We start from the raw sequence: 26,618 nt of genomic DNA on the forward strand, positions 1-26,618 counted from the left end.
TTCTCAGGCCTAAATTTTCTCACTACTACGGACTCATCTGCCACCTGATTTTCCATAACAAATCCTTGTCTCTCGACTTGTTTCTGCTTAGCCTCAAAAGGCGAATAATCAGGCTTCCCCCGTTAAGCAAACATTCCTGTTAGTGAAGCCATCCGTTTTAACATATATTGCTATTCGGATTTTGGGCATCGGCACTTTTTGCAACCTTACCCCCAATATATGCCAGAATCGGTTCGATTTCTCTATGTTCCACTAACTTGCTAGGTCTTCCTTCACACCCCACCGTTGCCAGTGACGCACTTGACTTTACATTGCTCTTCCCTCCGATCAGGTGAGCGGGCTTTCTTTCAAGCCTCGGAATTGTTTGCATGCAGGGCAAACAAAAAACCGCCGGTTAGCCTACCGGCGGTTCCACTACACAAAAGGAACAGTTGCCTGTTCACAAACAGAAATCAAACAAATTGAGGTACTTCTCGTTCCTCAAACAATTTATGGTTTAAACCCTGCAGGGTTTGTATCTTGTTTTTAGTATCTACCAATAAAGAAATATTGTTATCGCTGCCGCCGTAAGAAATCATTCTAACGGGAATATCATTTAATAGTTCAAAAAGTCGGCTTGTACTTTTATCTTCAATTAGGCCCTCGCCTACAATGCAAATGATACTGTGTTCTTTTTCCACTGTAATCTCACCGTAAGCGTTTAATTCTTCCAGGATCAGGTCTAAATTCCGGTCATCATCTATGGTGAGGGAAATTGCAATTTCTGAAGTGGTAATCATATCAATTGCTGTTTCGTATTTATCAAAAACCTCAAAGATTTTTTTCAGAAAACCGTGTGCCATCAGCATTCGGTTAGATTTAATCTTAATGGCAGTAATCCCATCTTTAGCTGAAATAGCTTTCAATCCACGAGAATGAATTTCAGCTGAAATTTTAGTTCCGGGAAGTTCCGGAGTAAAGGTATTTTTCAGAAACAAAGGAATTTTCCTTTTTATAACCGGAGAGATCGTTTGCGGGTGCAAAATTTTTGCGCCAAAATAAGCGAGCTCGGCAGCTTCCTCAAAACTCAATTCGGCAATTGCATGGGTATTTTCAACATAACGAGGATCGTTATTATGAAATCCATCAATATCAGTCCAAATTTGAACTTCTTCGGCCTGAACTGCTGCAGCAAGTATAGTTGCGCTGTAATCGCTTCCGCCTCGTTTTAAGGTGCTAATATTATTTTGCGCATCAATTCTTACAAAACCCTGGGTGATATAAATATCTGAGGGTTCCAGGTTTTCTATATTCTGCTGAAATAATTTGCCAACTAAATCTGTATCAGGATTTTCCAGGTTTGAAACCTGCATAAAATCTTTGGCATCCAGAAAGTTATTTTGAATTCCTAAATTGGTAAGAAAAGTAGAGAAAATATAGGTAAGCATTGTCTCACCGGTAGTCACAACTTCAGCATAAACCTTTTCAGAATATGTATTGCGGCTAATTTCCTGTAAACCTTCAAGCACATTGTTCACAAAAGCTTTGGCATAAGAATTCAACCCAGGCTTATCTATAAGTTCATCTATAGTAGTTTCATGCTTTTGTTTTAATTCAGCAATAATAGAATTAATAGCTGAATGATCTTCAAGCTTAATGTTTTCGGTAATTTCTACCAGTTTATTAGTCACCCCGGCCATTGCCGAAAGTACAAGAACTTTCTTTCCTTCTCTTGAAGCTAAAATGTTCTTAACATTCCTAATGCTTTCTACAGATCCTACTGAAGTACCACCAAACTTTAATACTTTCATTGCTAAATATTTACTCACTTAGTGAGATTTTTAATTTTAAATATTCTTTTTGTTATTCCGGTTTTACTAACTGAAATAATTTGATGCATAATTAGAATTAAAGCTTCCTGCAACAAAAAATATCTATCAATTTATATACATTTGCACAAAATGTACAATATTTAACAATGAAGACGATTACTACCTGTGTTCACGATATAATTAGACACCAACCCTTTTTGGATGATGCCATTGCCCGGGATATAGTAAATTTTAGCGGACTCGCGGAAGACATCCAGCCGCAGGTAGAAAAAGAAATGCGGAAACCTGTAAAACAGGGTTCAATTATAATGGCGTTAAGACGCTATGCTCCCCGCCGAACCAAGATTAATATGCAGCATTTACGGGAACTGGGAGATATAGTAGTCCGCTCCGGCATTACCGAATATACTTTCTTAAACTCTAATACAATTATTGCTAATAAAGCTAAATTACTGGATGCGGTAAAAGATCAAACCGGGGTTTACCTTAATTATTCCAGCAATTACCAGGAAAGTAATATTTTGGTGTCCTCCAGCCTTACAAATCTTGTTGAAGATTGCTTTAGAAACGAGAGACGGGTTTCTATTAAAGAAGAACTTTCTTCTATTACCATTGCGCTGCCAAAAAACAGTTCGCAATTTGTAGGCCTCTATTTTTATCTCTTTAAGCTTCTTGCCTACGAAGGAATACCAATTTTTGAAATGATCTCAACCTCAAATTATTTCGCGCTTTTCTTAGAAAAGGAATATGTAAACCAGGCGTTTTTATTGATTAATGAGATTAAGAAGTAGATAAAAGCTCCCCTCCTTTCAAAGGAGGGGAGGGAATGAATTCAGCTTTGCGGAAAAAAGGGGTGGTTACCCCATTCAAAATTTTATAAGGAGAAACCTTCAGTTAGACGGTTTGTTATCCCCATTACCAAAATTCAAAGTAAAAACCAGAGATCACTACCGCTACTATAAGAATAAGTAAAATGGTAATAATAAAACCGATACCGAAATTAGTTTTCTTATTGTCTTTTAAAATATAATCTTTTTCTTCGTCGTCTTTTTTAAATTCCATTTGGTTAGTTTTTCTTCAAAATTAATATATCCAGAATTTAAGAATGATAAGGTATTCTTAAATTATTGAAGCTGGTACCACCAAACGGAATTCTGAAAATTCATAGGTAAAACCAACTGATTTTTTTCAGCATCAAATAAAATATCTCCAGAGCTTTTTTCTGAAGTTAATACTTCTTTAAGTTCCCCGTCTTTCTTAATAAGATAAATTGTACCGGTAGCCCAATCTGAAATATAGAATGCATCATCACCAACCGGTTGAACGCCGTCTAAATTGCCAATTCCTTCTTTAGATACTTTTTCGATCTCGCGTGTATCCATATCAATTTTCAGGAAATTACCGTCGGAGTTTTCCCCCCAGGCAGCAGCATACAGATGATCTTTATGTGCGTAAAGTCCGTTTACATATTCTAACCTTGTAGTATTTAAATATTCAATAATTTCTCCTTTCTTATTGTCGGGAATCATCATATTAGCTGAATCGCCGGGCATTAAATAAATAGCACTTTTCCCAGAATCTGAAATAAAAATATTACCAACCGCATCTATAGTAATATCATTTAGAGACTTTGCGTCCTCAACTTCAATTCGCTTTGTGATTTCTGATTTTTCAATACTAATTTCTATAAGTTCGGTATTATTGGTAACATATACCTTATCCTCTTTTATCAGTAAACCTTTTGGGTCTTTTAAACCATCTATCCATTTTAAGTCGATTATTTCTCCATCAGCAGAAACCCTGGAAATAAATCCGTCTCCGGCTTCGTTATCGGCCATATTTGAAATATAATACTCATTTTTTGCTTCGTTAAAAACCACAGATTCGGGATGGCTAAAACCTTCTACCTTTTTTATTAAAGTGGCAGATGTACTTTGGGCATAAAGGCCACTACTAATAAACACGCTTAAAAGAAGTATTTTAATAGAATTTAATTTCATAATATTTTTTGTTAGTTTTTATAAAGATACAAAATAGAAATCTTTAGAATTTTTAAGGTTTGTACTAATATGCTGCTAAATATTTCCTAATTCTAAATTTTGAAATTCGATTTCAGCTAAATTAGAGCTACTTAACCTATAAATTATCAATTATGAAAAATATCATTAGGGCTATACTTGCCGGTTGGGGCGCCAAAAAACTTGGCGGCGGCTGCGGGTGTATAGGAATTATCGTGGTATTTATAATCCTTTGGATTATTCTTGGTTACCTTGGGCTCGGATAGTTATTCGTACTCTGCCATAATAGTATTCCATTCCATTGTTTTCATTACTCCAATGAGAACAGGATCAATTTTATTCAATAGAGCTGAATTTTTAGGAAAACTATACCCGTAATAATCCTTTTTCAGGGTTTTGGGGAGAACTTCAATATCATTTTCTAAGCCTCTTCTTTTTAATTCGTAACGCAGAATAGGTTCATCGTAAACAAAAAGCTTTGTTTCTTTATTTTCTAAAAGTTCTATTCCTTCTTTTTCACTAATTACCTCGGTATGCTGAATATTATAAAGGTTTAGTAGTTCCTGGGCGCTACTACTTTTTACACTGGTAACTTCAAATTTAGATAAATCCTGAACGCCGGTGATTTCATCGTTCATTGTTTGAACGGTAAGTGATGATGCTATTCCAGCCGTTAAACTGGAAATAATAATTATGGCCATAAACATCCAGATTAAGCCAATTATACGTCCGCCGGTAGTTCTGGGCGATTTATCACCGTAACCCACTGTTGTCATTGTAACAGCACTCCACCAGAAACCTTCCAGGATTCCACGAGAACCACCGCCAAATTCTTCGGCATTCTTTTTACGTTCAAAAATCCAAACCAAAAAGCCGAAAACGAAAATTACGGCTAACAGAATAAGTATTGCTGAAATAAAATTCCAGCTAAATAAATTGGCTAAATAACTAAAAACCTGAGATTCGCTCCTTTTGGCCACACCGGTATGAGATATGAAATATGGTTGGGAAAAATCCATTCGCTGCATCCTATTATCGGTCACCGTAACGGGATTAATACTGAAATCTACTTCGTTATTTTCAATAGCAATTAATAATTCGCCAAGAGAAGCAAATTCTTTAAACTCGTAATTAAAATCCAGCTCATCATTTACCAAATCCCACGCATCAATGCTCAGTCCGGCGTATTCACCGTTTTCGTTCATAACAAAAGGAGGAGTTGGTGTAACCCCAATTACAAAGGTTTTGTTGAGATCAAGACTATCTGAGGCTTGCTGGGCATTAAAACTGAAACTTGAAATTAATAAGATAAATAGAAAAAAGTATTTTTTAATCATTAAGAGTTATTCTTTTATGTTTCTATTCTTTGAAATTGAATCTACCGGGACCTCATAGTAAATCTTTAATTTTTTCCTTCCAAATTCCCTGGCTTTTTGTACATCTTTATCCATATAGATGTCAATTTTATTCTTCCAGCGGTAATGCATTTTATCTTTCACCAGGAAAATGCTGTCAAAACCTTCAATTTTAATCGGCGTATTATGGTCTAAGCCTTTTTTAATTAAATCCCGGGAAACAGCGATTGCTCTTAAACCTGGTTTTAAAGTATCTCCCCACGCAGTAATATTAGCACCACCGGCGCCAGTTTGCCAGCTAAGGGAATTATAGGCCGAAGCTGTAACTTCCAGGGTGTCCCAGACTGTAGATGGTTCTTCGGAATTTTTATCATTAAAATTACAAGCTATAAAGCCGAAATAAATAATTATTAAAAAAACTATTATTCCGGCTTTCATAACTTATAATTTTAAATTCTTATTCTAGCTTAACTTCCAGCCATCACGATAATCTCTACGTACAAATTGATTGGCTTCGTCAAAATTAGTAACTCTCATTTCTTCTGAATTCCAGAGCATTTTTATATCACGCCCGGGATATTCAAAATATTTATCTCCATTATCACGCATCTTTTCATTTCTAACATCGTAGCCTCTAATAGCTAAATTGGCAATTAGTAAAGTTTCAGTTAGCGGTCCTGCAATTTCAAAAGGAGAACTCAGTTCTTTTTTTCCGTAGCCGGCAATTGCGCCTTCTACCCATTGTGCATAATGGCCTTCTTCCCCACCGGGAACGCGGTCATATTTCTCAGCAACATTTACTTCGTCGGTTTTTGAAGTTGGCAATAAACGTGGATTTCTACCATAGGTACCACACATCATTTTTCCTTTATCTCCAATAAATAATACGCCGTTTCCACCATCGCCAAAAGTTTCGTTTGGTCCAAGTTCTTCCGGTCTCTTTGGTTTAATTCCACCGTCCATCCAATGTAAAGTAACATCTTCACTGGTTTTTTCGGTTTTTGGGAAGGTCATTACTGCGTGGCTGGAAGGTGGGCAACTTTCGGGGAAATAACCTCTTTGAAATTCATCTACATAAACGCTTCCTACACTACATTGTACATCTTTTGGATGGCCAAGGCCTAAAACACGGTAAGGCGCTTCAATTAGATGGCAACCCATATCGCCAAGTGCCCCGGTACCATAATCCCACCAGCCACGCCAGTTAAACGGAACTAATCCTTCAATATAATTTTTATACGGTGCGGTATTTAACCATAGATCCCAGTCTAAACCTTCAGGAACCGAAGTGGTTTTTCCTTTGGGCCACGGAATTCCCTGTGGCCATACAGGTCTATCTGTCCACACATAAACCGTATGTACTTTTCCTATAAGGTCGGCATCATACCATTCTCGCATTTTTCTAACTCCGTCGCCAGAAGCTCCCTGATTTCCCATTTGGGTCACCACTTCATATTTTTTAGCAGCTTCAGTTAATTGCCTGGCTTCATAAATATCGTGAGTAAGTGGTTTTTGAACATACACCGGTTTACCTAATTCCATAGCTGCCATTGCCTGTATTGCGTGGCCGTGATCTGGCGTAGAAATGGAAACTGCATCTATATTTTTGGCTTCTTTCTCTAGCATTTCCCTGTAATCGGTATAAAACTTAGCTTTTGGGAAACGGGCTATAGAGCGTGCCGCCCTTTTTTTATCAACATCACACAAAAAACCAATATCGGCTTTCCCAGATTGGTGAAAGCTATTAATATCACTTTCCCCTTTTCCTCCTACTCCAATTCCGGCAATTACCAGCTTATCACTTGGGGCTAAAAAACCGGGCCCTCCCATTACGTGCCGCGGAATAATACTAATTCCCGCCGTGGCCAAGGCAGTTGTTTTTAAAAAACTTCTTCTGGAATTAGATTTAGGGGTTTCATCTTTTTTCATGTGTTTCAGGATTTAAGTTAAGAGGGTTAAGCTTATTAAAATATTTCTAAATTTTGAGTTAATAAATGTATTTACTTATTCTGGGAATTCCAATTTAAATATTAAGCCCCTGTCTTTCAGAGTGTATGATTTCAAAATAAATCTCTCTGGCAAATGTTAAGATTTTTAAAAGATTTCCGGATTAAAGGGGTCATAATTTGGAAGCGGATTTTATAACTGTACCTTTGCACTCTTTAACGGGCAGATTGTTAATAAAGCCCATTATAATTTCGAAAAACAACATTATGAGTCAAGTAAAAGCAAATGACACGGTAAAGGTACATTACACAGGTAAACTGGCTGACGGGCAGGTTTTTGACAGCTCGGTAGAGAGAGGTGAGCCTATAGAATTTACTATGGGACAAGGACAGCTTATCCCTGGTTTTGAAAAAGGCCTTATCGATATGAAAGTGAACGAAAAGAAAACCATAAATATTCCTAAAGAAGAAGCTTACGGAGAGCCAAGAGAAGAGCTTGTGCAAGAAGTTCAAAAGAGCCAACTTCCAGAAGAAATTAAGCCTGAAGTAGGAATGGGACTTGTTTCTAAAAGCCCTGATGGCCAGGAAATGAACCTTGTGGTTAAAGATGTGAAAGATGAAACTATAGTGGTAGATGGAAACCACCCACTAGCAGGAAAAGACCTGGTATTTGATCTTGAAGTAGTAGAGATCAAATAAGTTTTTTTAACTTATATAGAAAGCCCGAAGCCTAATGGTTTCGGGCTTTTTTATTTATTAAATTTTAAGCTTTAGGTTAAGGTTTTGATAATAATTTGAGGTTGGGTACAATCATCTTTATCTTAGGAAGAAATCAACAAAAAGTATTATTATGAAAAGAAATGGAACCGCAGTTTGGAAAGGGAATCTTAAAGAAGGTAAAGGCACAGTAAGCACCGAAAGTGGTGTTTTAAAAGAATCGCAATATTCTTTTAAAACCAGGTTTGAAGATGGAATTGGTACCAATCCAGAAGAACTTATTGGTGCGGCCCATGCCGGGTGTTTTACCATGCAGCTTTCGGCTAATCTTACTGAAGAAGGTTTTGAGCCAGATAAATTAGAAACTAAATCTGAGATTACTTTTGCAGATGGTGCTGTGAAAAAGTCGCACTTAATTTTAAAAGCGAAAGTAAAAGGAATTGAGAAAACACAATTTGAAAAAATAGCCAAAGATGCTAAAGATAATTGCCCAATTTCTAAATTACTCAATACCGAGATCACTTTAGAATCTGAATTGATTCAATAGATTCTGAAATATTCCTAAAAGATGGAATAAATGAATATATGGGGTTGGCTAAAAGTCTACTTTCGTCAAGCTTAACTTGTTCAGTTTCTAATATATGTTTTTCTAACATCTTAGATCCTGAAACAATTTCAGGATGACGAGTAAAAAAACTTTTAGCCAACCTCTTTTAATGCTATAAACACTGCATTTTTAATCCTATATTCCATTTTGTTTTGCGGCACAAATTTCTGGTTTACTTCCAATTCAATTCCCAAATAATTTTCATGGAATTTTTTACGTAAATAAGTAGTAAACCCATCTGCTTTCCCCAAATAAGGATAATTAAATCTGATCTTTAATTCAGGATTTTGATTCTTTATATTCTGCTTAAATTTTTTACTGAATTCTTTTTCTTCACTCCTTGACGGATCGTAAAGTAGCCCAATATCTGTATTTCTAATCTCTTCGTCTAATTTTGGAGTAAACGTGTGCACCGAAAAATGTAGTACCTTCTCCCCTTTTTCTATTATACTTGAAATTTGCTTTTCTACCGAATCTCGATATGGAAAATAGTATTGAGTTAAAATTTCATTTTTCTGCTTTCCTGATAAATTTTTAGTGAATGCAGAAAACAAATTAGAATGCCCTTTAGATCTATTTACTTCCACTAACAAACGCCCCGTTTCGTGATAAAATGAAAAATCGGATAAGTCCTTTAGCTCCTTAAACAGATCTAAGGCACCGGGATCATAGCCACGGTGTGATTCCAGAGTTTCCATGGCATTAGTAAATAAATTTTGATATTCCTGCGGAATTGTATTAAAAGCGTGTTCGCAGGTTAAGACCAGTTTCACGGCTTAAAGAATTTATTTTCTTCAAGACAATCGGCTAGCTTAAAATAGGTTTTTTGAATATTTTCATCTGAAAAATCATCACCTAAGGCCTTTAAAATACGGGTTGAAAGACTTCCATTATTCAGTAGAAACTTTATGCTTTCCTGTTGTTTTTCTGCAATATTTCTTTTCACTTTTGAAAACAAAATCCGCCAGATCTCTTTAATTTCAATGGTTTGTGAAAGTCCGAAGATCTTAAGATATTCTTTGTTACTGATTTTAGTATTTTCGGCGTCCTTTATTACGGCATCAAATATTTCAAAAAGATCATTCTCGTGCCATTTTTTCTGTTTACTAATAGCAATCAAATCTTCGCTAACCAGCAATTTCAAACATTCAATAATAAAAATAGCAATTGCCATATCGGCTTTTGGACATTCCTGAACGTCTATTACGCGAATTTCTATTGCATTTCTATCAAAACGAGCAATAGCTCCACGGGAATTCAAAAAGTGATGATCCAGGATATTTTCTGTATCGTGCGGTTTGATCTTTTTATTAATCGGTTCAAAAATGGTTTTGTAATAATCGTCTTTAGAAAAAACCTGTTCCGGAATAACTTTTCCCGTCATCTCCGGAATTTCCTTTTGATTGGTTTTATATACCTGCATCCTGGCATCTTTAAAACCGGTATCTTTTCCTTCAAAAATAGGAGAACTGGCACTTAAAGCAGGGATTATAGGTAAAAGTAAACGCACTGCAGCGTGCAGTTTTTCAAATTCAGTATCATCAAAAAACGGAAGGTTTATATGCATACTTTGCACATTGCTCCAGCCGTGGCCGCTGCAATCAAAAATTCTATTATAAAGTGCGTATATTTTACTGGAACTGTGTTTCCACAATTCGGTTTCAGTAACGGGATTCATTAAAGGATGGGCTGCCGAAGGTAAAAGCCTGGTGTTCTTCTCCTTTAGCAAAAGATTTACTTCTTTAATATTTTCAGCAAAAAGAAGATCTAGATTTTCTATATCTCCGGTTGGACCATTGGTTTTTAATTCTACAACGTGAGCCACTAATTCGTTGCTCCATTCAATTTCTCCATTTTCAATATCTGAGGTAATTTCCCCATTTTTACTAATAAAAAGTTGGTCTACAATTGGATTTACCTTAAAACTGGACGTATCTACAAGCATATATTCCAGTTCAATTCCAAAAACTTCAAAAAGATGATATTTCATAATTACTTCTTTTCTAATCTTTCTTTTAATGCCGAAATGATCTCCATATAAACCTGTTCCCCATAGTACCCGTCTTCTACACCAAAGTCGATATTCGGATTATCATTAATTTCAATAACAAGCGGCTTTCCTCCTACTTCTTTGATATCTATGCCGTAAAGTCCTTTCCCCATTAATTTAGCCGATTTTAATGCAGCTTCTAATATTTTCTTTGGAACCTTTTCTATAGGTAAGCAATCTGCATTTCCGTCCTGGTCATCTTTTTCTTTAGCGTCCCAGTTGTAGATTTGCCAATGGCCTTTTGCCATATAATATCTACAGGCATAAAAAGGTTTATTATCCAGAATTCCTATTCGCCAATCGTATTCTGATGGTGAAAATTCCTGCGCAATCACTAATTCCGATTTTTTAAGCATCATAGTAACCAGTTCATGATATTCTGCCGGGGTTGTTGCTTTTTTCACTCCGAAAGAAAAAGTAGAATCGGGAGATTTTAAAACTACCGGCAATCCGGTAATTTCAAGAACTTTATCTTTATTTTCTTTATGAATTATCACCGTTTTTGGAGTTGGAATATTGGCATTTTCTAAAGCCTCGGCCATATAAACTTTGTTGCAACATTTCAGAATAGCATCTGGGTAATCTATGATGGCGATACCTTCCTGCTGGGCTTTTCTTGCAAAGGCATAAGCTTCATTATTTACTTCGGTACTTTGCCTTATAAACAAAGCATCAAAAGCAGATAAACGCGAAAGATCTTTAGGAGCAATTATTTCTACATAGAAATCCATTTTTTCAGCAATTTCTACGAATTTCTTTAATGCTTTGGCATTACTGGGCGGGGCGGGATCGTCTGGCTGTACTAAAATTGCCAAATCATATTCCGTAGTATTTGCACGAGGAGTGTCGTAACGTTTTTTAGCAAAATATTGCGCCGCAAAATCGTACATACTTTCTAAGTGATCCTCAGGTATTTCGGCTTCAGAAATAGCTTTAATACTTTTTATATTCCATTTTGTGGTATAATTGAATTTTACCCGTAAAAACGGAATTTGAAAATGGCGGTGAAACATCGCACTCAACTCTTTATATTTTTGCGCTACGTTTTGCCCAAAATATATACTAAGGGTAAATTCCTGTGATTTTATACTTTTTAAGCTGGTTTGCATTAAATTGTCAAACTCTTCTGAAACTATTTTTACCAGTTTCGGCTCTCGTAAATCAACGATATTTTTTACCGTAGGAATTGCCAAATGCCCGCGAGCTTCGGCTAAAAGTGAGACGTAATAACCTTTTGACTGATAAGAATAATCTTTGCAGAGGTTGAAAATCCTTGCATTTTTTAGCTTAGCAAACTCCGGATTGGTTAGATAAGATTGCGCTGAAATTATCTCAACATTATCCAGTTTTAACTTCCACTTTTCAGGGTGGTTTACAATTATATATTTATTCATTTAGAAATTGAAAATTCTATCAAATGTAGGAGAAAATTAAATACGTTTTGAATGAATTTTATCAAAATAAGTCATTCAATTTATTTCTTTAATTTTTATTAGTAATTTCAGGGCTTCAATAAAAATGGAAACCCATATATATGAAATTAAATCTTCTTAGTCTTGCGCTAATTTTCACGGGAAATCTGGTAGTAGCCCAACAAAATAGCGATGATGCTTTACTGGAAAAAGCTAAAGAAATTCACGAAAAGGTAATCACCATAGATACCCACGCCGATATTAATATCAATAATTTCACTGAGGAAAGAAATTATACTATGGATCTTGAAAACCAGGTAACGCTGCCCAAAATGGAAGCGGGCGGACTCGATGTGGCCTGGTTTATTGTTTATACCGGCCAGGATGAGCTTGATGGTGAAGGTTTTAAAAATGCGTATAAAAATGCAATGAGCAAGTTTGATGCTATTCATAAACTCGTTAAAGATTTTGCTCCAAATCAAATAGGTTTGGCCACCAACTCTGAAGAAGTGCGAAAATTAACTTCTGAAGGAAAAAAAGTAGCGATGATTGGGGTAGAAAATGGATATCCTATAGGAAAAGATATTGAAAATGTTGAGAAGTTCTACGATCTTGGTGCCAGGTATATGTCACTTTCTCACCAGGGACATAGCCAGTTAAGTGATTCTAATACCGGTGAGGAAAATGATGAATGGTTGCACAACGGTCTTAGTAATTTAGGGAAAGAAGTGATTGCAGAAATGAATCGACTGGGAATGATGATAGATGTTTCGCATCCTTCAAAAGAAGCTATAAAACAAATGTTTGAGCTTTCTAAAGCACCGCTTATCGCTTCCCACTCCTCTGCTCGTCAACTTTGCAACCATAGTCGAAATTTAGATGATGAACTTCTAATGTTATTTAAAGAACACGGCGGGGTTGTTCAAACCGTTGCTTTCAGTGCTTATGTAGATACCGAAAAAACCCAGGCATTTAATAAAGCAAGCGATAAAGTTTATGAGAAAAAGGCTGAAGAAATGAGTTTTGAAGTTTTGCCACGCGATGCTGTAAGGGCTTTAAGCAATGAAGATAGAAATACTTACTACGCCGATTTTCAAAAAGTACGAGCTGCAGCAGCACCTGAAGTTGAACTATTAAAACAAAAAATTGAACCTGTAGGAGTTTCAGATTTTGTAGATCATATAGACTATATGGTAGATTTAATTGGAATTGAGCACGTAGGAATTAGCTCAGATTTTGATGGTGGCGGCGGAATTGACGGCTGGCAGGATGCTTCAGAAACTTTAAACATTACCAAAGAATTGGTAAAACGCGGTTATACCGAAGCGGAAATCGCTAAGCTTTGGGGAGAAAATTTACTAAGAGTGATGGATGAAGTTGATGCCGTAGCTGCAGAACTTAAAAAAGCATAAATCCTAAAATACTAGCATGAAAAAAGCCTGTAAGGAATATTCCTTACAGGCTTTTTAATTCTAAACTCTTAAATTTAGAATTATGCGTGCTGTAAATCGTGTTTACCTTCTTTAATCTCTTCAATCATTTTAGCGTTAAACGCCGGTAGATCGTCAGGATTTCTGGAAGTTACAAAAGCTTCGTCTACAACTACTTCTTTATCTACCCAAAGTGCTCCTGCATTTTCCAGGTCTTTTTTAATAGAGTTAAAAGAAGTCATTGTTCGACCTTCTACAACTTCTGCATTAATTAAAGTCCAGGCTGCGTGGCAAATTGCGCCTACAGGCTTGCTTTGTTTAAAGAAGTCACGCACAAAAACTAAAACTTCGTCATGTCTTCTTAATTGATCTGGGTTAATCACTCCACCGGGAAGTACTAAAGCATTATATTCTTTAGCGCTTACCTCATTTATGCTGCGATCAACATCTATTTCTCCAGACCAGTCAGTTCCTTCCCAGCCTTTAATTTTTCCTTTTTCAAGGCTTACTATATCTACTTTAAAACCTTCGTTTTCTAAAGCCTCTTTTGGTGAAAATAATTCACTCTTTTCAAATCCGTTTGTAGCTAAAATTGCTATTCTCTTTTCCATAATTTCGTCTTCTTTTTTGGTTCAATCAAAGATAAAATTTGTTTAAGGGAGAGTGTGCTAAGGTCTTTATAAAAGAAAACCCGGTTAAAGTTAAACTTTATTAATTCTCTTAAAACTGTTTAAAATGAGGCTATTTTTTATTTTTAGTCATTTGCTCATTTTCTCGGTTTTTCTCCCAGTTCATATTATTTTTAAGCGTATCTATAATTTCCTTTTCTTCCTCTAATTGGGTGCGCTTTTGTTGTAATTTTTCCAGTTCCTGGTAAATTGCGGGTTCTCCATACTTATTGGGGACTACTCTTTCATTTTTAAGCAGGGCGTATTGTACGGTAAATTCGGCACCAAAAAATAAAATAAGACAGGTATAATAAACCCAGAGTAGAATTAACACTACCGAAGAAGCCCCGCCGTATACCGATGCCGGTTCACTTTTACCGAAGTAGAAACTTATTAAGGCTTCACCAACAAGGAATAAAATAGTAGTTACCGCGGCTCCTAAATAAGTGATTCTCCAGCGTAATTTAATATCAGGTAGTAACTTGAAAATGGCAGCAAATAAAGTGGTTATCACGAGAAATGATATACCAAAATTTACAGCCTCTACCATAAACGCGGTTACCTGAGGTGCATATTGTTCAATTTCATCTTTTAAAATTCGAATTAATGCTGAAATAACGAGGGAGAGCAAAAGTAAAAGACCTATTACCATTACCATTCCAAAGGAGATAAGTCTATCTAATAAAATTCTAAGGAAATCGGTTTGTTTGGCCGCTACATTCCAAATATTATTCATGGCCATTTTAAGCTGAAAAAACACCCCGGTAGCACCAAAAAGCAACATTCCTATTCCAAATATAATTGCCCAGGTAGATTCGGTGGCCAGAGCGGCACTCGCAATCATGTTTTCTATAGCATCTGCCGGCTCCTGCCCTACAAAACCACTAATCTCAGAAGTTAACCTTCCCTGTACGGCTTCCTGTTCAAAAAAATACCCGGCGATGGTTACCACAATAATTAATAAAGAAGGTAAAGAAAACAAGGCATAATAAGCTATGGTGGCGCTACGCGCATAGGGTTCGTTCCTATTCCAGCTTATGTAGGCCTGTTTAAAAAGTGACCAGGTAGTTTTGAGGAATTTCATTAAATCTGATATTTCTCTTTAAAAATTTCAATATGATGTTTGGTATGGCCCGCAGTAATAAAGCCCAATGCTCTGCAACTGGTAGAACTTCCGCTAACAAATCCCTGGCTTAACAACATTTCTTTTGAAAAACTTTGGTAAAGCGAAATCCCAGCATTTCTAACTGCTTTAAATTCCTTTTTGAGACTTTTTAAACTTCGCAGTTTTGCAGCGCTGGCAGGAACATAAGCTTCGTGATCAAAACCCGGTAATTTAATTTCCGGTTCTCTCGCGAGTGTAAGCGATCTGTATTGAAAAATTCGTTCTACATCTATAATATGCTGAATTACTTCAGCAACGGTCCATTTACCTTCAGCATAGCTATAACTAAGGTCTTCTAGTTTTATCGTATCTAATAATCCCAGGAACTCTTCTCTGTTTTCAAGAAGTAAAATCCCCAGCTCTAAATTGCCGGGGATTTTTTGTAAATATCTGTCGTAGTACGCATTGTACTCGTTATAATTTAGGTTTTTTGCTATCATTTTAAGCAGAATTTCTACTTGCGTTAATATTTCCGTAAAGGGAACGCGTTACCATTTTCTCATAAACTTCAAGCATTTTACCGGCACTTTCGCCTTGTTCCTGAAGTTCCTGAACTTTTCTAAGCGCGTGTTGCTGAATGGTTAGCAATGGCAAAACAATTCTTTCACGTGCCTGAATTGACGCTCTACCGGCCGGCTGATTTTCCATAAGCTCATCATATCCAGTTACTTTTAAAAGCATGGCGTGGGTACGCTTATATTCAGCATAAATAATCTTCCAAAAATCTCCGAATTCCTTATCCTGCTCCATATAAGCGGTTAGCGTAAAGAAAGACTTGGTAAGACTCATCATAGAATTCTCCAATAAGGTTTTAAAGAATACCGAATTTTTATAAAGCTGCTGAACTTTGTCAAACTCGCCAGCTTGCTCAAACTTCTCTAAAGCTGTACCTACCCCAAAGAATCCCGGAACATTTTGTTTTAATTGACTCCAGCTTCCTACAAATGGGATGGCTCTTAGATCGTTCAGGTTAAGTTTAGCATCCTTATTTCTTTTAGATGGTCTACTACCAATATTGGTTTTTGAGTAATATTTTAAAGTACTCATTTTTTCCAAATACGGGATAAACTTTTCGTGTTGTTTAAAATTGGTGTAGGTTTCGTAACTTATCTCAGCAAGATGCGTCATTGTTTCCCGATCTTCATCGGTTAACTGATTTTTTCCTTTGCTAAATATTTCGTTAGAAACCCCAGAACTAAGCAGTTGTTCCAGATTATATCTACAAGAATCACGAGTTCCAAAATTAGAACTAATGGTTTGCCCCTGTACAGTTAACTGGATTTCTTCATTTTCAATTCCAGAACCAAGAGATGCATAGAATTGGTGGGTTTTTCCACCACCACGTGCCGGTGGTCCTCCTCTACCATCAAAGAATACAACTTTTATGTCATATCTCCTGGAAACCTCGGTTAGCATTTCCTTGGCTTTATAAATACTCCAGTTGGCCATTAAATAACCACCATCTTTAGTACCGTCACTAAAACCAAGCATTATGGTTTGCTTGTTTCCTCTACTTTTTAAATGCTCACGGTAAACTGGATTGTTATATAAAGTCTCCATTACATCTGGAGAAGCTTTTAAATCTGGTACAGTTTCAAAAAGAGGAATAATATCTACAGTTGGTTTATTCCAGCCGCACATTCTCAAAAATGCAAAAGGCTCTAAAATACTTTGCGGTACTTCACTGTGGCTAATTATATATCTATTAGCCCCATTTTCTCCATTTTTACTCTGAATTTCCTGCATTGCATATATTGAGGAAAGTGTAGATTTGGTGATACCGTCTTCATAACTTTCAAGATCTATATTACCTTCAACCTTTGTAAGCGCTTCTATTTGTTCTTCGTTAGAAAGCGAAGCATAGTTTTTAGGCAATAAATTTGGCTGGGTTTTAATAATTTCCTCTAAAACTTCAGCGTGTTTCCCAGAATCCTGGCGTATATCTAAAGTAGCAAAATGATACCCAAAGATATTTGCTTTGTTAATAAGATCATCAATCTCTTCAACAAATAATCCCTGGTGTTTATTTTCAACTATATCTTTGATTTTATGCAATTTAGACTTGAAGTCTTCAAGTGACATTTTAATCTTTCCGGTCTTGGATATTGCACTTTGATATAGCGGAGTTTCTATTTCAGAAATAATCGCGTCTACTTCGCTAAAGGTTACCCTTCTCTTCAGTTTTCTAATGTCGCGGTAATAGTTCATCAAAATAGTACTTCTTAACCTTTGTGCTACTTTTAAAGTAATTTCAGTAGTTACAAATGGGTTACCATCACGGTCTCCACCGGGCCAAAATCCCAAATTGATTACCTGGTTACCAATATCTTCACCATCAAAAATATTCTGCTGAATATAATTATAAATCTTACTTACACTTTGGTAGAAAACATTCTCAAAATACCAGATCAAACTTACAGCTTCATCGTAAGGAGTTGGCTTCTCTTTTTTGAAAAACGGGGTTTTGCCAAGTTGAGCCAGTAATTTTTTAATAAGTGTAATATCATTTTTCTGAATAGCTTTATCCAAATCGGTGATTATTCCTAAAACGGCTCCCGGATAAAATTGTGTTGGGTGGGCAGTTAAAGTTGGCCTTACATTAAAACGCTTCAAATATTCCCGCAGCTCCGGTGTTTTGTCTTTAGCTTCGGCTTCCTCTTTTACATTTCTAAGGGTTCCGCGGCCATCCATATTGTTTACTATAGGAAAAGATGCATCTTCAATAGCATCAAAAAGCACTACCTGTCTTTCTATATATTGAATAAACCTGAAAAGTAAACTGATTTGATGTTCTTCTGAAGGATCATCCTGATATTTACTGAAGAAGCTTTCAATAATTTCTGAAGGGTTTTTGTTTTCCTTAAAGCCTGCTTCACAAATTTCCTGAAAAAGAGGCAGCAGCGATCCTGTTTTACTAATATCGTCAAAAGGCAGCGTTAAAAATATACTGTTATAAACCTGATATTTTGAAAGTACGCTTTCATTAAAACGTTCTAGTTTTGGTTCTCTGTGCATAATTAATTTTAGTTGATTAAGATTAAATTTAAAGTTATAAAAAAACCCTTTAAACACGGAAGCCTAAAGGGTTTTTATAATAAGTTTAGGCTTATTTACATATCCTGAAAAATAGAGTGCATTAAACGTTTTTTATCATTTAAGCTCTCTTCTAGAGAAATCATAGTTTCTGTTCTGTACACTCCTTCAATATCGTCTAATTGAAAGATTACTTCTTTAGCATGTTGGGTATTACGTGCTCTAATTTTACAAAACACATTAAATTTACCTGTAGTCACGTGAGCAACAGTAACGAAAGGAATTTCGTTACTGCGTTCTAATACAAACTTGGTTTGAGAAGTATTCTTAAGGAATACGCCTACGTAGGCAATAAACGCATAACCCAGTTTCTTATAATCTAGAGTTAAAGAAGAGCCTTTTATAATACCTGCTTCTTCCATTTTTTTAACCCTTACATGAACCGTTCCCGCCGATATTAGCAGTTTCTTCGCTATATCGGTAAATGGAGTCCTGGTATTCTCAATTAACATATCGAGAATCTGGTGATCTGTTTCGTCTAATTTAAACTTGGCCATTTTTTAAATTTCTTTATTTATATGAAATTCAAAATTAATACAAAATCCTTGAATAATTGCTAAGGTTTTTGAGAATTATTCACATTTAAGAGGTAATTCTACATCATTTAGAGTGATTTTATTAACTACAACGTTTTCGATAAGCTTAGATTCCCCATTAATTTTAATTTTTTTATTCTCACAATAGAATTCTTTATGTGCGAACTTGTCAATTTTTGGTTCTATTTTTTCTATTTCCGGTAAAAACATCACTTTTTCCTCTTTCACCCCCTCTTTATATTGTATAGCGATATCTACTACTCCACTTTCGGTTTTTGCCTCCCTTAAAATAATATCGTTGAACAATTTTTTGTTTTCGGGAATATTCTCGTAATCGCGATAATCTATGTCTTTAAAACTTTCTTCACTTATTCCTTTTAAAACCGAAATTAAAGCCAAAAACACATATTTCCTGCTTTCTTCGCGCTGGTAATCTTTGGGAAAATGCCCGGCTTCAAAAAGAATGGTTGGTGTTTTAGTACTTTGAAAAGTATCTCCCGTACAGTTAATATTAAAAGCATCGTCATACCTTCCTATTCTTCCAGGAAGTAATTCAGAAAGATCTGAAGCTATTTTAGCGATTAACTGCATACTTTTAATTCGGGATGAGAATATTTGCCTGTCTTTATCCATAGAAGGCGTTAGGAACGACAAAACAGCTGCTTCTGCTTTATCCCCGGCGCTAAAAATAGTGCGTTGATCGTGTAGGTTTAGACAGAAATCAGGTTGAAAATTATCGAATTGTTCTCGTAAAATCCGGCTTTCCGGCTGACTTAAATCTTGTGCATCCCTGTTTAAGTCTATTTTATTTGCGTTAACCCGGGTGTAGGCTTCTGCTCCGTCTGGATTCAACATTGGAATTATACAAAAACTGCAATTGTTTAAAATAGATTTCACCAATTCACTCTCCTTATACTTATTCATATAATTAAGAAGATCAAAAACCGCTTTAGTGGTGGTAGATTCATTGCCGTGCATTTGTGACCAGGCAAGAATTTTAATTGTCCCTTTACCAAATTGAATACTATGAATTGGTTTTCCTAAAACCGATGCTCCAATTTCTTTTAGCGAAAATTCTTCTCCCAATTTATCAAGTAAAAACTGAATGTCTTTTTGCCTAATATACCTACCGGAAATTTCCTGGTTTTTAAATGAATTGTAGTCTTTATAAAGCTGGGTAAATAATGCTGATTTTTCCATGTTTACAAAAGTAAACAATACAAATTTCACAATTGTAAACAGTTAAAATTACTTTTGTTTGTTACACATGTAAACATTCGTCCAACTGAATATACACGCGACATGGAATAAATCCTATGCACTTATTTTTAAAACATAAAATGTTTATTTTTAGTTATTTAATATATATTATATCAACTTAGAGTTTAAATGCATTAAATAAATTACAATTGTAATTTGCAGGCTATTTAAGCTTTGATTACATTTGTAAATACTAATTACACCCAATATAATTCACAATGGTAAACACTGAAGATTTTTCTAAACGCCTGCATAGAATCCTTGAGTTTTATGAATTATCTGCCGCCGGTTTTGCCGATAAAATTGAAGTTGGACGGTCCTCTATTTCCCATATTTTATCGGGTAGGAATAAACCCAGTTTAGACTTTGTGATGAAAGTTGTAAAGTCTTTTCCTGAAGTTGAATTGTATTGGCTATTAAACGGAAAAGGAAGTTTTCCTCCTTCAGAAAAACCCACACCTCCACCTGTGACCAAACAGGAAATTAGCAAAACTCAACCACCACTGGAACATACTATCCAGGAGAAAAGTGAAATGCCTTTTCCTTTTCCGCAGCAAGGAAAAAGTAAACCCATTAGAAAAATTGTTATTTTTTATGAAGATGGCACTTTTGAGGCCTTTGAAAATTGACAGTCCGGGGAAAATAGGTTTATTTTGCAGTTCAAAAGGAATTGCAATAATGAAAAAGCTTTTACTACTATTAAGCCTGGTTTTTATTTTAACGGGCTGTTTTGAACCGGAAAGAAACTGCACCGATTTTAAAACCGGCACATTTGAGTATAAAACCTATTTAAATGGCGAATTAGCCACTTCTACCTTTATAAGGAACGATTCTATAGAAATTGATAAATTCCAGGGGAAATCAGACACCTCATCGGTTAGATGGATAAACGACTGCGAGTATATTCTAAAAAATCTAAACCCTAAGAGTATGGCCGAGGAAAAACCCATTCATATGAAGATCTTAACCACCAATAAAGATGGTTATACCTTTGAATATGGGATTGTAGGCCAGGATAAGAAGCAACGTGGCTCTGTAAACCGCGTTAAATAAACTTATTTTTTGTTTGGGTAGTTATTTTTAAGCAACTGGTTTTGTTCTTCCATAAGCTGATTCATTTTTGATAAAAGCTCTATATCTTTTGGCGTAACTTCTCTTTTATCTTCGGGATCCTGGGCCTTTTTTCTAAATCGGTTCATAAATTTTATCACCAGGAATATTGTAAAACCTATAATTAAAAAATCCAGGAAAGCTTCTATTAGCGCTCCATAGCCAATAGCAACTTCTTCCACTAATTGCGTGCCTTCGGCTTCTGCAACACCTTCCCTAAGTACCCATTTCCTGTTAGCGAACTCAATACCATCGGTCATGAGGCTTAGTGGCGGCATCACTACTTCCTTTACCAGAGTGTTTACCACCGAATTAAAGGCTGTACCTATTATGATACCCACAGCCATATCGACCATATTTCCTTTTATGGCAAACTCTTTAAACTCTTTTAAAATACCCATTTACTCATCAAATAATGTTCCCTGGCTTTCAGAAGAATCACCTTTATCTTCCTTTTTGCCAACAATATTTAGCTTGGTTTTGTCATCTGAAACTGCTTCATCGTCTACCACTTCAATATCTTCTGCAGGTGTTTCTTCCTCCTCTTCGTATGGTAAAGGCTCTAACGGATTGATCTGTTTCACCTTATCTGTAGTTAATTGGTTTCCAAGAGCCTTAATACCCTTTACCGAAATGAATTCTTCAATATTAACTTCTTCGTTAGGACGCTGTTCTTTGCCACGTTGTTTGGAGAAAACTATTTCCGCTTGCGGGTAATAATTGGTAGAAACCAGTTCTAAATAGGAATTTTCATGTTCACTGATAAACTTCTCTTCTTTATCTGGATTTTCAATTAAAAAACGCTTCACATAAAAACGTTCTTTTTCCGGTTCCCAGTAAATTGCTGAAATTGGCTTTTTCGGCACCCATTTTTCCAACACTACCATTTCTTCATCAAAACGAGTTGTAAGTTCAGGAATTATGGTTTTTGCAGTTCCGTCCTGGGTAACGATCAAAATTCGATCTTCTCCCCTAAATTCACCAAGGAGTTCTCCACGTTCATCAACATTCAATCTTTTTACCGTTTCATCAAACCAGATTCTTCTTGGCTTTAAGGTAGAAACGCCTTCTTCTTTAAGCTCAACACGTTTTACAGCATATTTAGTAACAATATTTCCTTTTACATTTCTGCCCTTAATAAGCATATCGGCAAAGTCTACATCAAATTTTAATTTTTTAATGCTACCAACCTGTCTTAGAAAAATAGTCACTACTTCAGCTTCACCATTAGGGTTTGCTGTAAAGTAATGCACTTTTGAATCTTTTTTCCCCTGAGATAAATCGTATTCCCTATCCCGAGTCACAGAAGTTACCGAGAAACGTTTTATATATGAGGCACCGGATTTCCCGTCTCGGTAGATCATATTATAAATGGTGCGCTTATCTTTTTTCTTAAAAATGGCAACGTGAATAATATCTTTCCCAATAAAGGTTTTGGTATCCACCTTAGTGACCATCATCTTACCATCTGCAGTAAAACAAATAATATCGTCTATATCACTACAATCGGTTACATATTCATCTTTCTTTAGCGCGGTACCAATAAAACCTTCTTTACGGTTTACATAAAGTTTTGAATTTCTAATCACCACCTTGGTAGCTTCAATATCATCAAAAATACGAAGCTCGGTTTTTCTATCTTTTTCTTTTCCGTAATCTTTCTTCAGTTTAGTGAAATAGGCGACAGCGTAATCTACCAAATGATCTAAATGATGTTTCACATTGGCGATTTCATCTTCTAAAGACTCAATTTTTTGCTGTGCTTTATCTAAATCGAATTTCGAAATTCTTTTGATCCTAATTTCGGTAAGCCTGGTAATATCTTCGCGGGTGACGGCGCGTTTTAAGTGTTTTATATGTGGTTTTAAACCTTCATCTATGGCATTGATCACACCATCCCAGGTTTCTTCCTCTTCTATCTCACGATAGATCCGTTTTTCAATAAAAATTCGCTCTAAAGATGAAAAATGCCATTGCTCTTCCAGTTCGTCAAGTGTGATCTCTAATTCCCTCTTCAGCAAATGAAGCGTATGATCTGTAGAGCTTCTCAATATTTCTGAAACACCAAGGAAAATAGGCTTATTATCAATAATTACACAGCCAAGCGGTGCGATAGAGTTCTCGCAATAAGTAAATGCGTAAAGCGCATCAATAGTTCTATCTGGCGAAATATTATTTGGCAAATGAATAAGGATCTCAACTTCAGCAGCTGTATTATCCTCAATCTTCTTGATCTTAATTTTACCTTTATCGTTCGCTTTTAAAATGGAATCTATAAGACTTGTAGTGGTAGTTCCATAGGGAATTTCGGTAATCGCCAAGGTGTTTTTATCATACTGGCTAATTTTAGCCCGAACTCTAACACGGCCTCCCCGCTTCCCATCGTTGTAGTTTGAAATATCTGCAATTCCGCCGGTTGGAAAATCGGGGAATAAGGTGAATTTTTTCCCTTTTAAATGCTTTATAGAAGCATCTATCAGTTCATTAAAATTATGCGGAAGCACACGAGTACTCAAACCTACGGCAATACCTTCGGCTCCCTGTGCAAGCAACATTGGGAATTTAACCGGTAGGTTTACGGGCTCCTTCTTTCTACCATCGTAAGAAAGTTGCCATTCAGTTAATTTCGGATTAAATAAAACTTCCAGTGCGAATTTAGATAAACGAGCTTCAATATATCTTGGAGCGGCAGAACGGTCTCCGGTTAAAATATTTCCCCAGTTTCCCTGGGTATCTATTAAAATATCCTTTTGGCCCATTTGCACCATGGCATCACCAATACTGGCATCACCGTGCGGGTGATACTGCATGGTATGCCCAACGATATTCGCCACTTTATTATAGCGGCCATCGTCAAGATCTTTCATAGAATGCATGATACGGCGTTGTACCGGTTTAAAACCATCTTCCATGGCAGGTACCGCACGTTCCAGAATCACATAAGATGCATAATCAAGAAACCAGTCTTTGTACATCCCGGTCACTTTTATAAGCTCTTCTTTTGGTTGTTCTAAATGTTCATCTTTAGCTTCTTCCTGGTTTTCTTCCATTAAGCTGTAGTTTTTTGATTTTCTACAATTTTCTGCATAGAAGCTATCATGCCACGCTTCTTTTTACGGCTGAGAAAAGTAGTATTAAAAGTATATTTTTTGTAACCGCGCCTTCTGCGCGAACTTATGTAAATTGTTACTGCGGAATAAAAAAAGTAATCGCTGAATTTAAATTTCCCAAGTTTTCTTTTTGGGAATTCAGCCTTCTTTACCCGGTATTCCATAAATTTTGAAAAGAAAACCCCGTTGTTCTTTAGATTCAGGGTTTCACCATCACTATCAAAGTCAAAACTCTGACCAATTTTATGCACATAGAAACCAAGTATAAGCACCACAATATTTGGTACATAGTGGCTGAACCTTACCGGTTCTTCGCTGCTCATTAGCTCAATATTCACAAAAATATTGGTGACAAATATCGCCACCAAAACAATGTACATTGAAGGAACTATTTTTACTTCATTTCTATTGGTGAATCTCATAAGCCTAACTCTTCAATAAGGTCAAGTTCAACTTTAAGATTGTCAATAATAAATTCCTGCCTATCAGGCGTATTTTTACCCATATAGAAATTAAGCATTTCGTCTATAGACTTTTCTTTGTCCAGCATCACGGGATCTAATCTAATATCTTCTCCAATAAAATGCTGAAATTCATCTGGAGAGATTTCACCTAAACCTTTAAATCGAGTGATTTCAGCTTTTCCGGTTAATTTTTCTACCGCATTTCTTCTTTCGGTTTCGCTGTAACAGTAAATAGTTTCCTTTTTATTCCGAACCCTGAATAACGGAGTTTGCAGAATATATAAATGATTTTCCTTGATTAATTCAGGAAAAAACTGGAGGAAAAAGGTGATTAACAACAACCTAATGTGCATTCCATCTACATCGGCATCAGTTGCAATTACTATATTGTTGTATCTAAGATCTTCTAAAGATTCTTCAATATTTAATGCGGCTTGCAGTAAATTGAATTCTTCATTTTCGTAGACGATCTTTTTACTTAAACCGTAACTGTTCAATGGTTTTCCTTTTAAACTGAAAACCGCCTGCGTATTTACATCACGAGATTTGGTAATAGAACCACTCGCAGAATCTCCCTCGGTAATAAACAAAGTTGTTTCTAAATAGCGTTCTTTTTTACTGTCACCCAGATGAATACGGCAATCACGTAATTTTTTATTGTGAAGACTGGCTTTTTTAGCTCTTTCCTTTGCAAGTTTTCTAATTCCCGACAGATCTTTACGTTCTCTTTCTGCCTGTAAAATCTTACGCTGAAGCCTATCGGCAGTTTCCTGGTTTTTATGCAAGTAATTATCCAGCTGTGTTTTTAGAAAATCGTTAATGTAAGTCCGTACGGTGGGCATTTTCCCACCCATATCTGTAGAACCCAGTTTTGTTTTAGTCTGACTTTCAAAAACAGGCTCCATTACTTTAATACTAATAGCCGATACTATAGATTTTCTAATATCGCTGGCATCGTAATTTTTTCCGTAGAACTCGCGTACCGTTTTAACGATTGCCTCTCTAAAAGCCGCAAGGTGTGTACCACCCTGGGAAGTATTTTGCCCATTTACAAAAGAATGATATTCTTCACTGTATTGGGCTTTACTATGTGTTAGAGCAACTTCAATATCCTCACCGCGCATATGGATAATTTCATACAAACGCTCATCTTCGTGAATACTATCTTTTAAAAGATCTTTAAGTCCGTTTTCTGAATAGAATTTTTCGCCGTTAAAAATTATGGTTAACCCGGGATTCAGGTACACATAATTTTTCAGCATTTTTTCTATATACTCATTTCGGAATTTAAAATTCTTAAAAATAACCTCATCGGGAACAAAGGTAACCTTGGTTCCGCGACGGCGGGAAGTTTCGTCAAGATGTTCTTCTTCTTTTAATTCTCCCTGCTCAAATTCGGCAGCGTGAGATTTGCCATCTCTGGAAGATTCTACTCTAAAATATGATGAAAGTGCATTTACTGCTTTAGTACCAACACCATTAAGTCCTACCGACTTCTTAAAAGCGCGGGTATCGTATTTCCCGCCCGTATTCATTTTTGAAACTACATCAACTACTTTTCCTAACGGAATTCCACGACCATAGTCACGAACAATAACACGCTGATTTTGCACCGAGATCTCAATGGTTTTTCCAGATCCCATTACAAATTCATCAATACTGTTATCCAGCACTTCTTTTAGGAGAATATAAATCCCATCGTCTGCACTGGAGCCGTCTCCCAGCTTACCAATGTACATCCCGGGACGCATTCTAATATGTTCTTTCCAGTCTAAAGACCGTATATTATCTTCGGTATACTTTGTTTCCTGGCTCATAAGTGGTTCATGGAGTTGTGGCGCTAATATAAGGTATAGCGCAAAAAGT

General features: G+C 36.1%; 26 protein-coding genes. 7 read left to right on the plus strand and 19 right to left on the minus strand.

Going from position 1 to position 26,618, the window contains the following annotated elements:
* Positions 1-452: 452 nt before the first annotated feature.
* Positions 453-1,790 (minus strand): aspartate kinase, encoded by a 1,338-nt coding sequence (locus tag AO058_RS12985; RefSeq protein WP_075326966.1) that lies wholly within the window; start codon positions 1,788-1,790, stop codon positions 453-455.
* A gap of 167 nt (positions 1,791-1,957) precedes the next feature.
* Between AO058_RS12985 and AO058_RS12990 the strand changes: the two genes are divergently transcribed.
* On the plus strand, positions 1,958-2,602 hold the full coding sequence (locus AO058_RS12990) for a hypothetical protein (RefSeq protein ID WP_075326967.1): 645 nt from the start codon (positions 1,958-1,960) through the stop codon (positions 2,600-2,602).
* Between the two features lie 124 nt (positions 2,603-2,726).
* On the opposite strand, the gene AO058_RS18565 is transcribed toward AO058_RS12990, so the two are convergent.
* Positions 2,727-2,873: a hypothetical protein gene (locus AO058_RS18565; RefSeq protein ID WP_177195705.1), complete on the minus strand. Its 147-nt coding sequence runs from the start codon at positions 2,871-2,873 to the stop codon at positions 2,727-2,729.
* A 62-nt stretch (positions 2,874-2,935) separates the two neighbouring features.
* Positions 2,936-3,811 (minus strand): hypothetical protein, encoded by an 876-nt coding sequence (locus tag AO058_RS12995; protein WP_075326968.1) that lies wholly within the window; start codon positions 3,809-3,811, stop codon positions 2,936-2,938.
* Positions 3,812-3,963: 152 nt separating this feature from the next.
* Here AO058_RS12995 and AO058_RS18845 point away from each other — a divergent pair, with 152 nt between their 5' ends.
* Positions 3,964-4,095, plus strand: coding sequence for a hypothetical protein (locus AO058_RS18845; protein ID WP_257787182.1), 132 nt, complete (start codon positions 3,964-3,966; stop codon positions 4,093-4,095).
* Here the strand turns inward: AO058_RS18845 and AO058_RS13000 are convergent, their stop codons facing one another.
* From AO058_RS13000 to AO058_RS13010, 3 genes are read right to left on the minus strand one after another with little or no spacing between them, the layout of a single operon-like run.
* A complete protein-coding gene (locus AO058_RS13000; protein ID WP_075326969.1) occupies positions 4,096-5,166 on the minus strand; it encodes a transporter substrate-binding domain-containing protein in 1,071 nt (356 codons plus the stop codon). It abuts the gene before it with no gap.
* Positions 5,167-5,172: 6 nt separating this feature from the next.
* Entirely contained in the window at positions 5,173-5,622 is a 450-nt protein-coding gene (locus AO058_RS13005; RefSeq protein WP_075326970.1) for a 3D domain-containing protein, read from the minus strand.
* Between the two features lie 24 nt (positions 5,623-5,646).
* Positions 5,647-7,113, minus strand: coding sequence for a Gfo/Idh/MocA family protein (locus tag AO058_RS13010; RefSeq protein WP_075326971.1), 1,467 nt, complete (start codon positions 7,111-7,113; stop codon positions 5,647-5,649).
* 284 nt (positions 7,114-7,397) lie between these two features.
* On the opposite strand from AO058_RS13010, the gene AO058_RS13015 reads away from it, so the two are divergent.
* Positions 7,398-7,829: an FKBP-type peptidyl-prolyl cis-trans isomerase gene (locus AO058_RS13015; protein ID WP_075327974.1), complete on the plus strand. Its 432-nt coding sequence runs from the start codon at positions 7,398-7,400 to the stop codon at positions 7,827-7,829.
* A 151-nt stretch (positions 7,830-7,980) separates the two neighbouring features.
* Positions 7,981-8,394, plus strand: coding sequence for an OsmC family protein (locus AO058_RS13020; RefSeq protein WP_075326972.1), 414 nt, complete (start codon positions 7,981-7,983; stop codon positions 8,392-8,394).
* Between the two features lie 152 nt (positions 8,395-8,546).
* Here AO058_RS13020 and AO058_RS13025 read toward each other — a convergent pair whose 3' ends face one another.
* Genes AO058_RS13025 through AO058_RS13035 form a run of 3 tightly spaced genes read right to left on the minus strand, consistent with a single transcriptional unit; the run spans position 8,547 to position 11,898 of the window.
* Positions 8,547-9,227 carry an N-formylglutamate amidohydrolase gene (locus AO058_RS13025; RefSeq protein ID WP_075326973.1) on the minus strand — a complete coding sequence of 227 codons (681 nt, stop codon included), beginning with the start codon at positions 9,225-9,227 and terminating at the stop codon, positions 8,547-8,549.
* Positions 9,224-10,444 carry a carboxylate-amine ligase gene (locus tag AO058_RS13030; protein ID WP_075326974.1) on the minus strand — a complete coding sequence of 407 codons (1,221 nt, stop codon included), beginning with the start codon at positions 10,442-10,444 and terminating at the stop codon, positions 9,224-9,226. Before AO058_RS13030 ends, AO058_RS13025 begins: the two co-directional genes overlap by 4 nt.
* Before the next feature lie 2 nt (positions 10,445-10,446).
* A complete protein-coding gene (locus tag AO058_RS13035) occupies positions 10,447-11,898 on the minus strand; it encodes a RimK family protein (RefSeq protein ID WP_075326975.1) in 1,452 nt (483 codons plus the stop codon).
* Positions 11,899-12,038: 140 nt separating this feature from the next.
* Between AO058_RS13035 and AO058_RS13040 the strand changes: the two genes are divergently transcribed.
* On the plus strand, positions 12,039-13,328 hold the full coding sequence (locus tag AO058_RS13040) for a dipeptidase (protein ID WP_075326976.1): 1,290 nt from the start codon (positions 12,039-12,041) through the stop codon (positions 13,326-13,328).
* Between the two features lie 80 nt (positions 13,329-13,408).
* Here AO058_RS13040 and AO058_RS13045 read toward each other — a convergent pair whose 3' ends face one another.
* The 6 genes from AO058_RS13045 to AO058_RS13070 form a co-directional block, all read right to left on the minus strand.
* Complete coding sequence (locus tag AO058_RS13045; protein ID WP_075326977.1) at positions 13,409-13,957, minus strand: type 1 glutamine amidotransferase domain-containing protein; 549 nt, start codon at positions 13,955-13,957, stop codon at positions 13,409-13,411.
* 130 nt (positions 13,958-14,087) lie between these two features.
* Positions 14,088-15,098 carry a YihY/virulence factor BrkB family protein gene (locus tag AO058_RS13050; RefSeq protein ID WP_075326978.1) on the minus strand — a complete coding sequence of 337 codons (1,011 nt, stop codon included), beginning with the start codon at positions 15,096-15,098 and terminating at the stop codon, positions 14,088-14,090.
* Entirely contained in the window at positions 15,098-15,619 is a 522-nt protein-coding gene (locus tag AO058_RS13055) for a DinB family protein (RefSeq protein ID WP_075326979.1), read from the minus strand. The genes AO058_RS13050 and AO058_RS13055 overlap by 1 nt, the downstream gene beginning before the upstream one ends.
* Before the next feature lies 1 nt (position 15,620).
* Positions 15,621-18,194: a phosphoenolpyruvate carboxylase gene (locus AO058_RS13060; protein ID WP_075326980.1), complete on the minus strand. Its 2,574-nt coding sequence runs from the start codon at positions 18,192-18,194 to the stop codon at positions 15,621-15,623.
* A gap of 95 nt (positions 18,195-18,289) precedes the next feature.
* The gene (locus tag AO058_RS13065) at positions 18,290-18,769 is read right to left on the minus strand and encodes an Lrp/AsnC family transcriptional regulator (protein ID WP_075326981.1); all 480 of its coding nucleotides are present in this window, start codon (positions 18,767-18,769) and stop codon (positions 18,290-18,292) included.
* Between the two features lie 75 nt (positions 18,770-18,844).
* On the minus strand, positions 18,845-20,008 hold the full coding sequence (locus tag AO058_RS13070; RefSeq protein ID WP_075326982.1) for a M14 family zinc carboxypeptidase: 1,164 nt from the start codon (positions 20,006-20,008) through the stop codon (positions 18,845-18,847).
* 278 nt (positions 20,009-20,286) lie between these two features.
* On the opposite strand from AO058_RS13070, the gene AO058_RS13075 reads away from it, so the two are divergent.
* Both AO058_RS13075 and AO058_RS13080 read left to right on the plus strand, forming a co-directional pair.
* Positions 20,287-20,697: a helix-turn-helix domain-containing protein gene (locus tag AO058_RS13075; RefSeq protein ID WP_075326983.1), complete on the plus strand. Its 411-nt coding sequence runs from the start codon at positions 20,287-20,289 to the stop codon at positions 20,695-20,697.
* 49 nt (positions 20,698-20,746) lie between these two features.
* Positions 20,747-21,121 (plus strand): lipoprotein, encoded by a 375-nt coding sequence (locus tag AO058_RS13080; protein WP_075327975.1) that lies wholly within the window; start codon positions 20,747-20,749, stop codon positions 21,119-21,121.
* Positions 21,122-21,123: 2 nt separating this feature from the next.
* Here AO058_RS13080 and mscL read toward each other — a convergent pair whose 3' ends face one another.
* The 4 genes from mscL to AO058_RS13100 are packed head-to-tail and all read right to left on the minus strand — an operon-like array spanning position 21,124 to position 26,569.
* Positions 21,124-21,579: a large-conductance mechanosensitive channel protein MscL gene (gene mscL, locus AO058_RS13085; RefSeq protein WP_075326984.1), complete on the minus strand. Its 456-nt coding sequence runs from the start codon at positions 21,577-21,579 to the stop codon at positions 21,124-21,126.
* The gene (locus tag AO058_RS13090) at positions 21,580-24,228 is read right to left on the minus strand and encodes a DNA gyrase/topoisomerase IV subunit A (protein ID WP_075326985.1); all 2,649 of its coding nucleotides are present in this window, start codon (positions 24,226-24,228) and stop codon (positions 21,580-21,582) included.
* Entirely contained in the window at positions 24,228-24,710 is a 483-nt protein-coding gene (locus AO058_RS13095) for a hypothetical protein (protein WP_075326986.1), read from the minus strand. Before AO058_RS13095 ends, AO058_RS13090 begins: the two co-directional genes overlap by 1 nt.
* Complete coding sequence (locus tag AO058_RS13100) at positions 24,707-26,569, minus strand: DNA topoisomerase IV subunit B (RefSeq protein ID WP_075326987.1); 1,863 nt, start codon at positions 26,567-26,569, stop codon at positions 24,707-24,709. Before AO058_RS13100 ends, AO058_RS13095 begins: the two co-directional genes overlap by 4 nt.
* Between the last annotated feature and the right edge of the window lie 49 nt (positions 26,570-26,618).

The sequence above is a fragment of the Salegentibacter sp. T436 genome (genome assembly GCF_001932675.1).
GTDB classification, from domain to species: domain Bacteria; phylum Bacteroidota; class Bacteroidia; order Flavobacteriales; family Flavobacteriaceae; genus Salegentibacter; species Salegentibacter agarivorans.

Coding starts and splice junctions, on each gene's coding strand:
- AO058_RS12985 (WP_075326966.1), bottom strand. CDS start 1,790: ATGAAAGTATTAAAGTTTGGTGGTACTTCAGTAGGATCTGTAGAAAGC.
- AO058_RS12990 (WP_075326967.1), top strand. CDS start 1,958: ATGAAGACGATTACTACCTGTGTTCACGATATAATTAGACACCAACCC.
- AO058_RS18565 (WP_177195705.1), bottom strand. CDS start 2,873: ATGGAATTTAAAAAAGACGACGAAGAAAAAGATTATATTTTAAAAGAC.
- AO058_RS12995 (WP_075326968.1), bottom strand. CDS start 3,811: ATGAAATTAAATTCTATTAAAATACTTCTTTTAAGCGTGTTTATTAGT.
- AO058_RS18845 (WP_257787182.1), top strand. CDS start 3,964: ATGAAAAATATCATTAGGGCTATACTTGCCGGTTGGGGCGCCAAAAAA.
- AO058_RS13000 (WP_075326969.1), bottom strand. CDS start 5,166: ATGATTAAAAAATACTTTTTTCTATTTATCTTATTAATTTCAAGTTTC.
- AO058_RS13005 (WP_075326970.1), bottom strand. CDS start 5,622: ATGAAAGCCGGAATAATAGTTTTTTTAATAATTATTTATTTCGGCTTT.
- AO058_RS13010 (WP_075326971.1), bottom strand. CDS start 7,113: ATGAAAAAAGATGAAACCCCTAAATCTAATTCCAGAAGAAGTTTTTTA.
- AO058_RS13015 (WP_075327974.1), top strand. CDS start 7,398: ATGAGTCAAGTAAAAGCAAATGACACGGTAAAGGTACATTACACAGGT.
- AO058_RS13020 (WP_075326972.1), top strand. CDS start 7,981: ATGAAAAGAAATGGAACCGCAGTTTGGAAAGGGAATCTTAAAGAAGGT.
- AO058_RS13030 (WP_075326974.1), bottom strand. CDS start 10,444: ATGAAATATCATCTTTTTGAAGTTTTTGGAATTGAACTGGAATATATG.
- AO058_RS13035 (WP_075326975.1), bottom strand. CDS start 11,898: ATGAATAAATATATAATTGTAAACCACCCTGAAAAGTGGAAGTTAAAA.
- AO058_RS13040 (WP_075326976.1), top strand. CDS start 12,039: ATGAAATTAAATCTTCTTAGTCTTGCGCTAATTTTCACGGGAAATCTG.
- AO058_RS13045 (WP_075326977.1), bottom strand. CDS start 13,957: ATGGAAAAGAGAATAGCAATTTTAGCTACAAACGGATTTGAAAAGAGT.
- AO058_RS13050 (WP_075326978.1), bottom strand. CDS start 15,098: ATGAAATTCCTCAAAACTACCTGGTCACTTTTTAAACAGGCCTACATA.
- AO058_RS13055 (WP_075326979.1), bottom strand. CDS start 15,619: ATGATAGCAAAAAACCTAAATTATAACGAGTACAATGCGTACTACGAC.
- AO058_RS13060 (WP_075326980.1), bottom strand. CDS start 18,194: ATGCACAGAGAACCAAAACTAGAACGTTTTAATGAAAGCGTACTTTCA.
- AO058_RS13065 (WP_075326981.1), bottom strand. CDS start 18,769: ATGGCCAAGTTTAAATTAGACGAAACAGATCACCAGATTCTCGATATG.
- AO058_RS13070 (WP_075326982.1), bottom strand. CDS start 20,008: ATGGAAAAATCAGCATTATTTACCCAGCTTTATAAAGACTACAATTCA.
- AO058_RS13075 (WP_075326983.1), top strand. CDS start 20,287: ATGGTAAACACTGAAGATTTTTCTAAACGCCTGCATAGAATCCTTGAG.
- AO058_RS13080 (WP_075327975.1), top strand. CDS start 20,747: ATGAAAAAGCTTTTACTACTATTAAGCCTGGTTTTTATTTTAACGGGC.
- mscL (WP_075326984.1), bottom strand. CDS start 21,579: ATGGGTATTTTAAAAGAGTTTAAAGAGTTTGCCATAAAAGGAAATATG.
- AO058_RS13090 (WP_075326985.1), bottom strand. CDS start 24,228: ATGGAAGAAAACCAGGAAGAAGCTAAAGATGAACATTTAGAACAACCA.
- AO058_RS13095 (WP_075326986.1), bottom strand. CDS start 24,710: ATGAGATTCACCAATAGAAATGAAGTAAAAATAGTTCCTTCAATGTAC.
- AO058_RS13100 (WP_075326987.1), bottom strand. CDS start 26,569: ATGAGCCAGGAAACAAAGTATACCGAAGATAATATACGGTCTTTAGAC.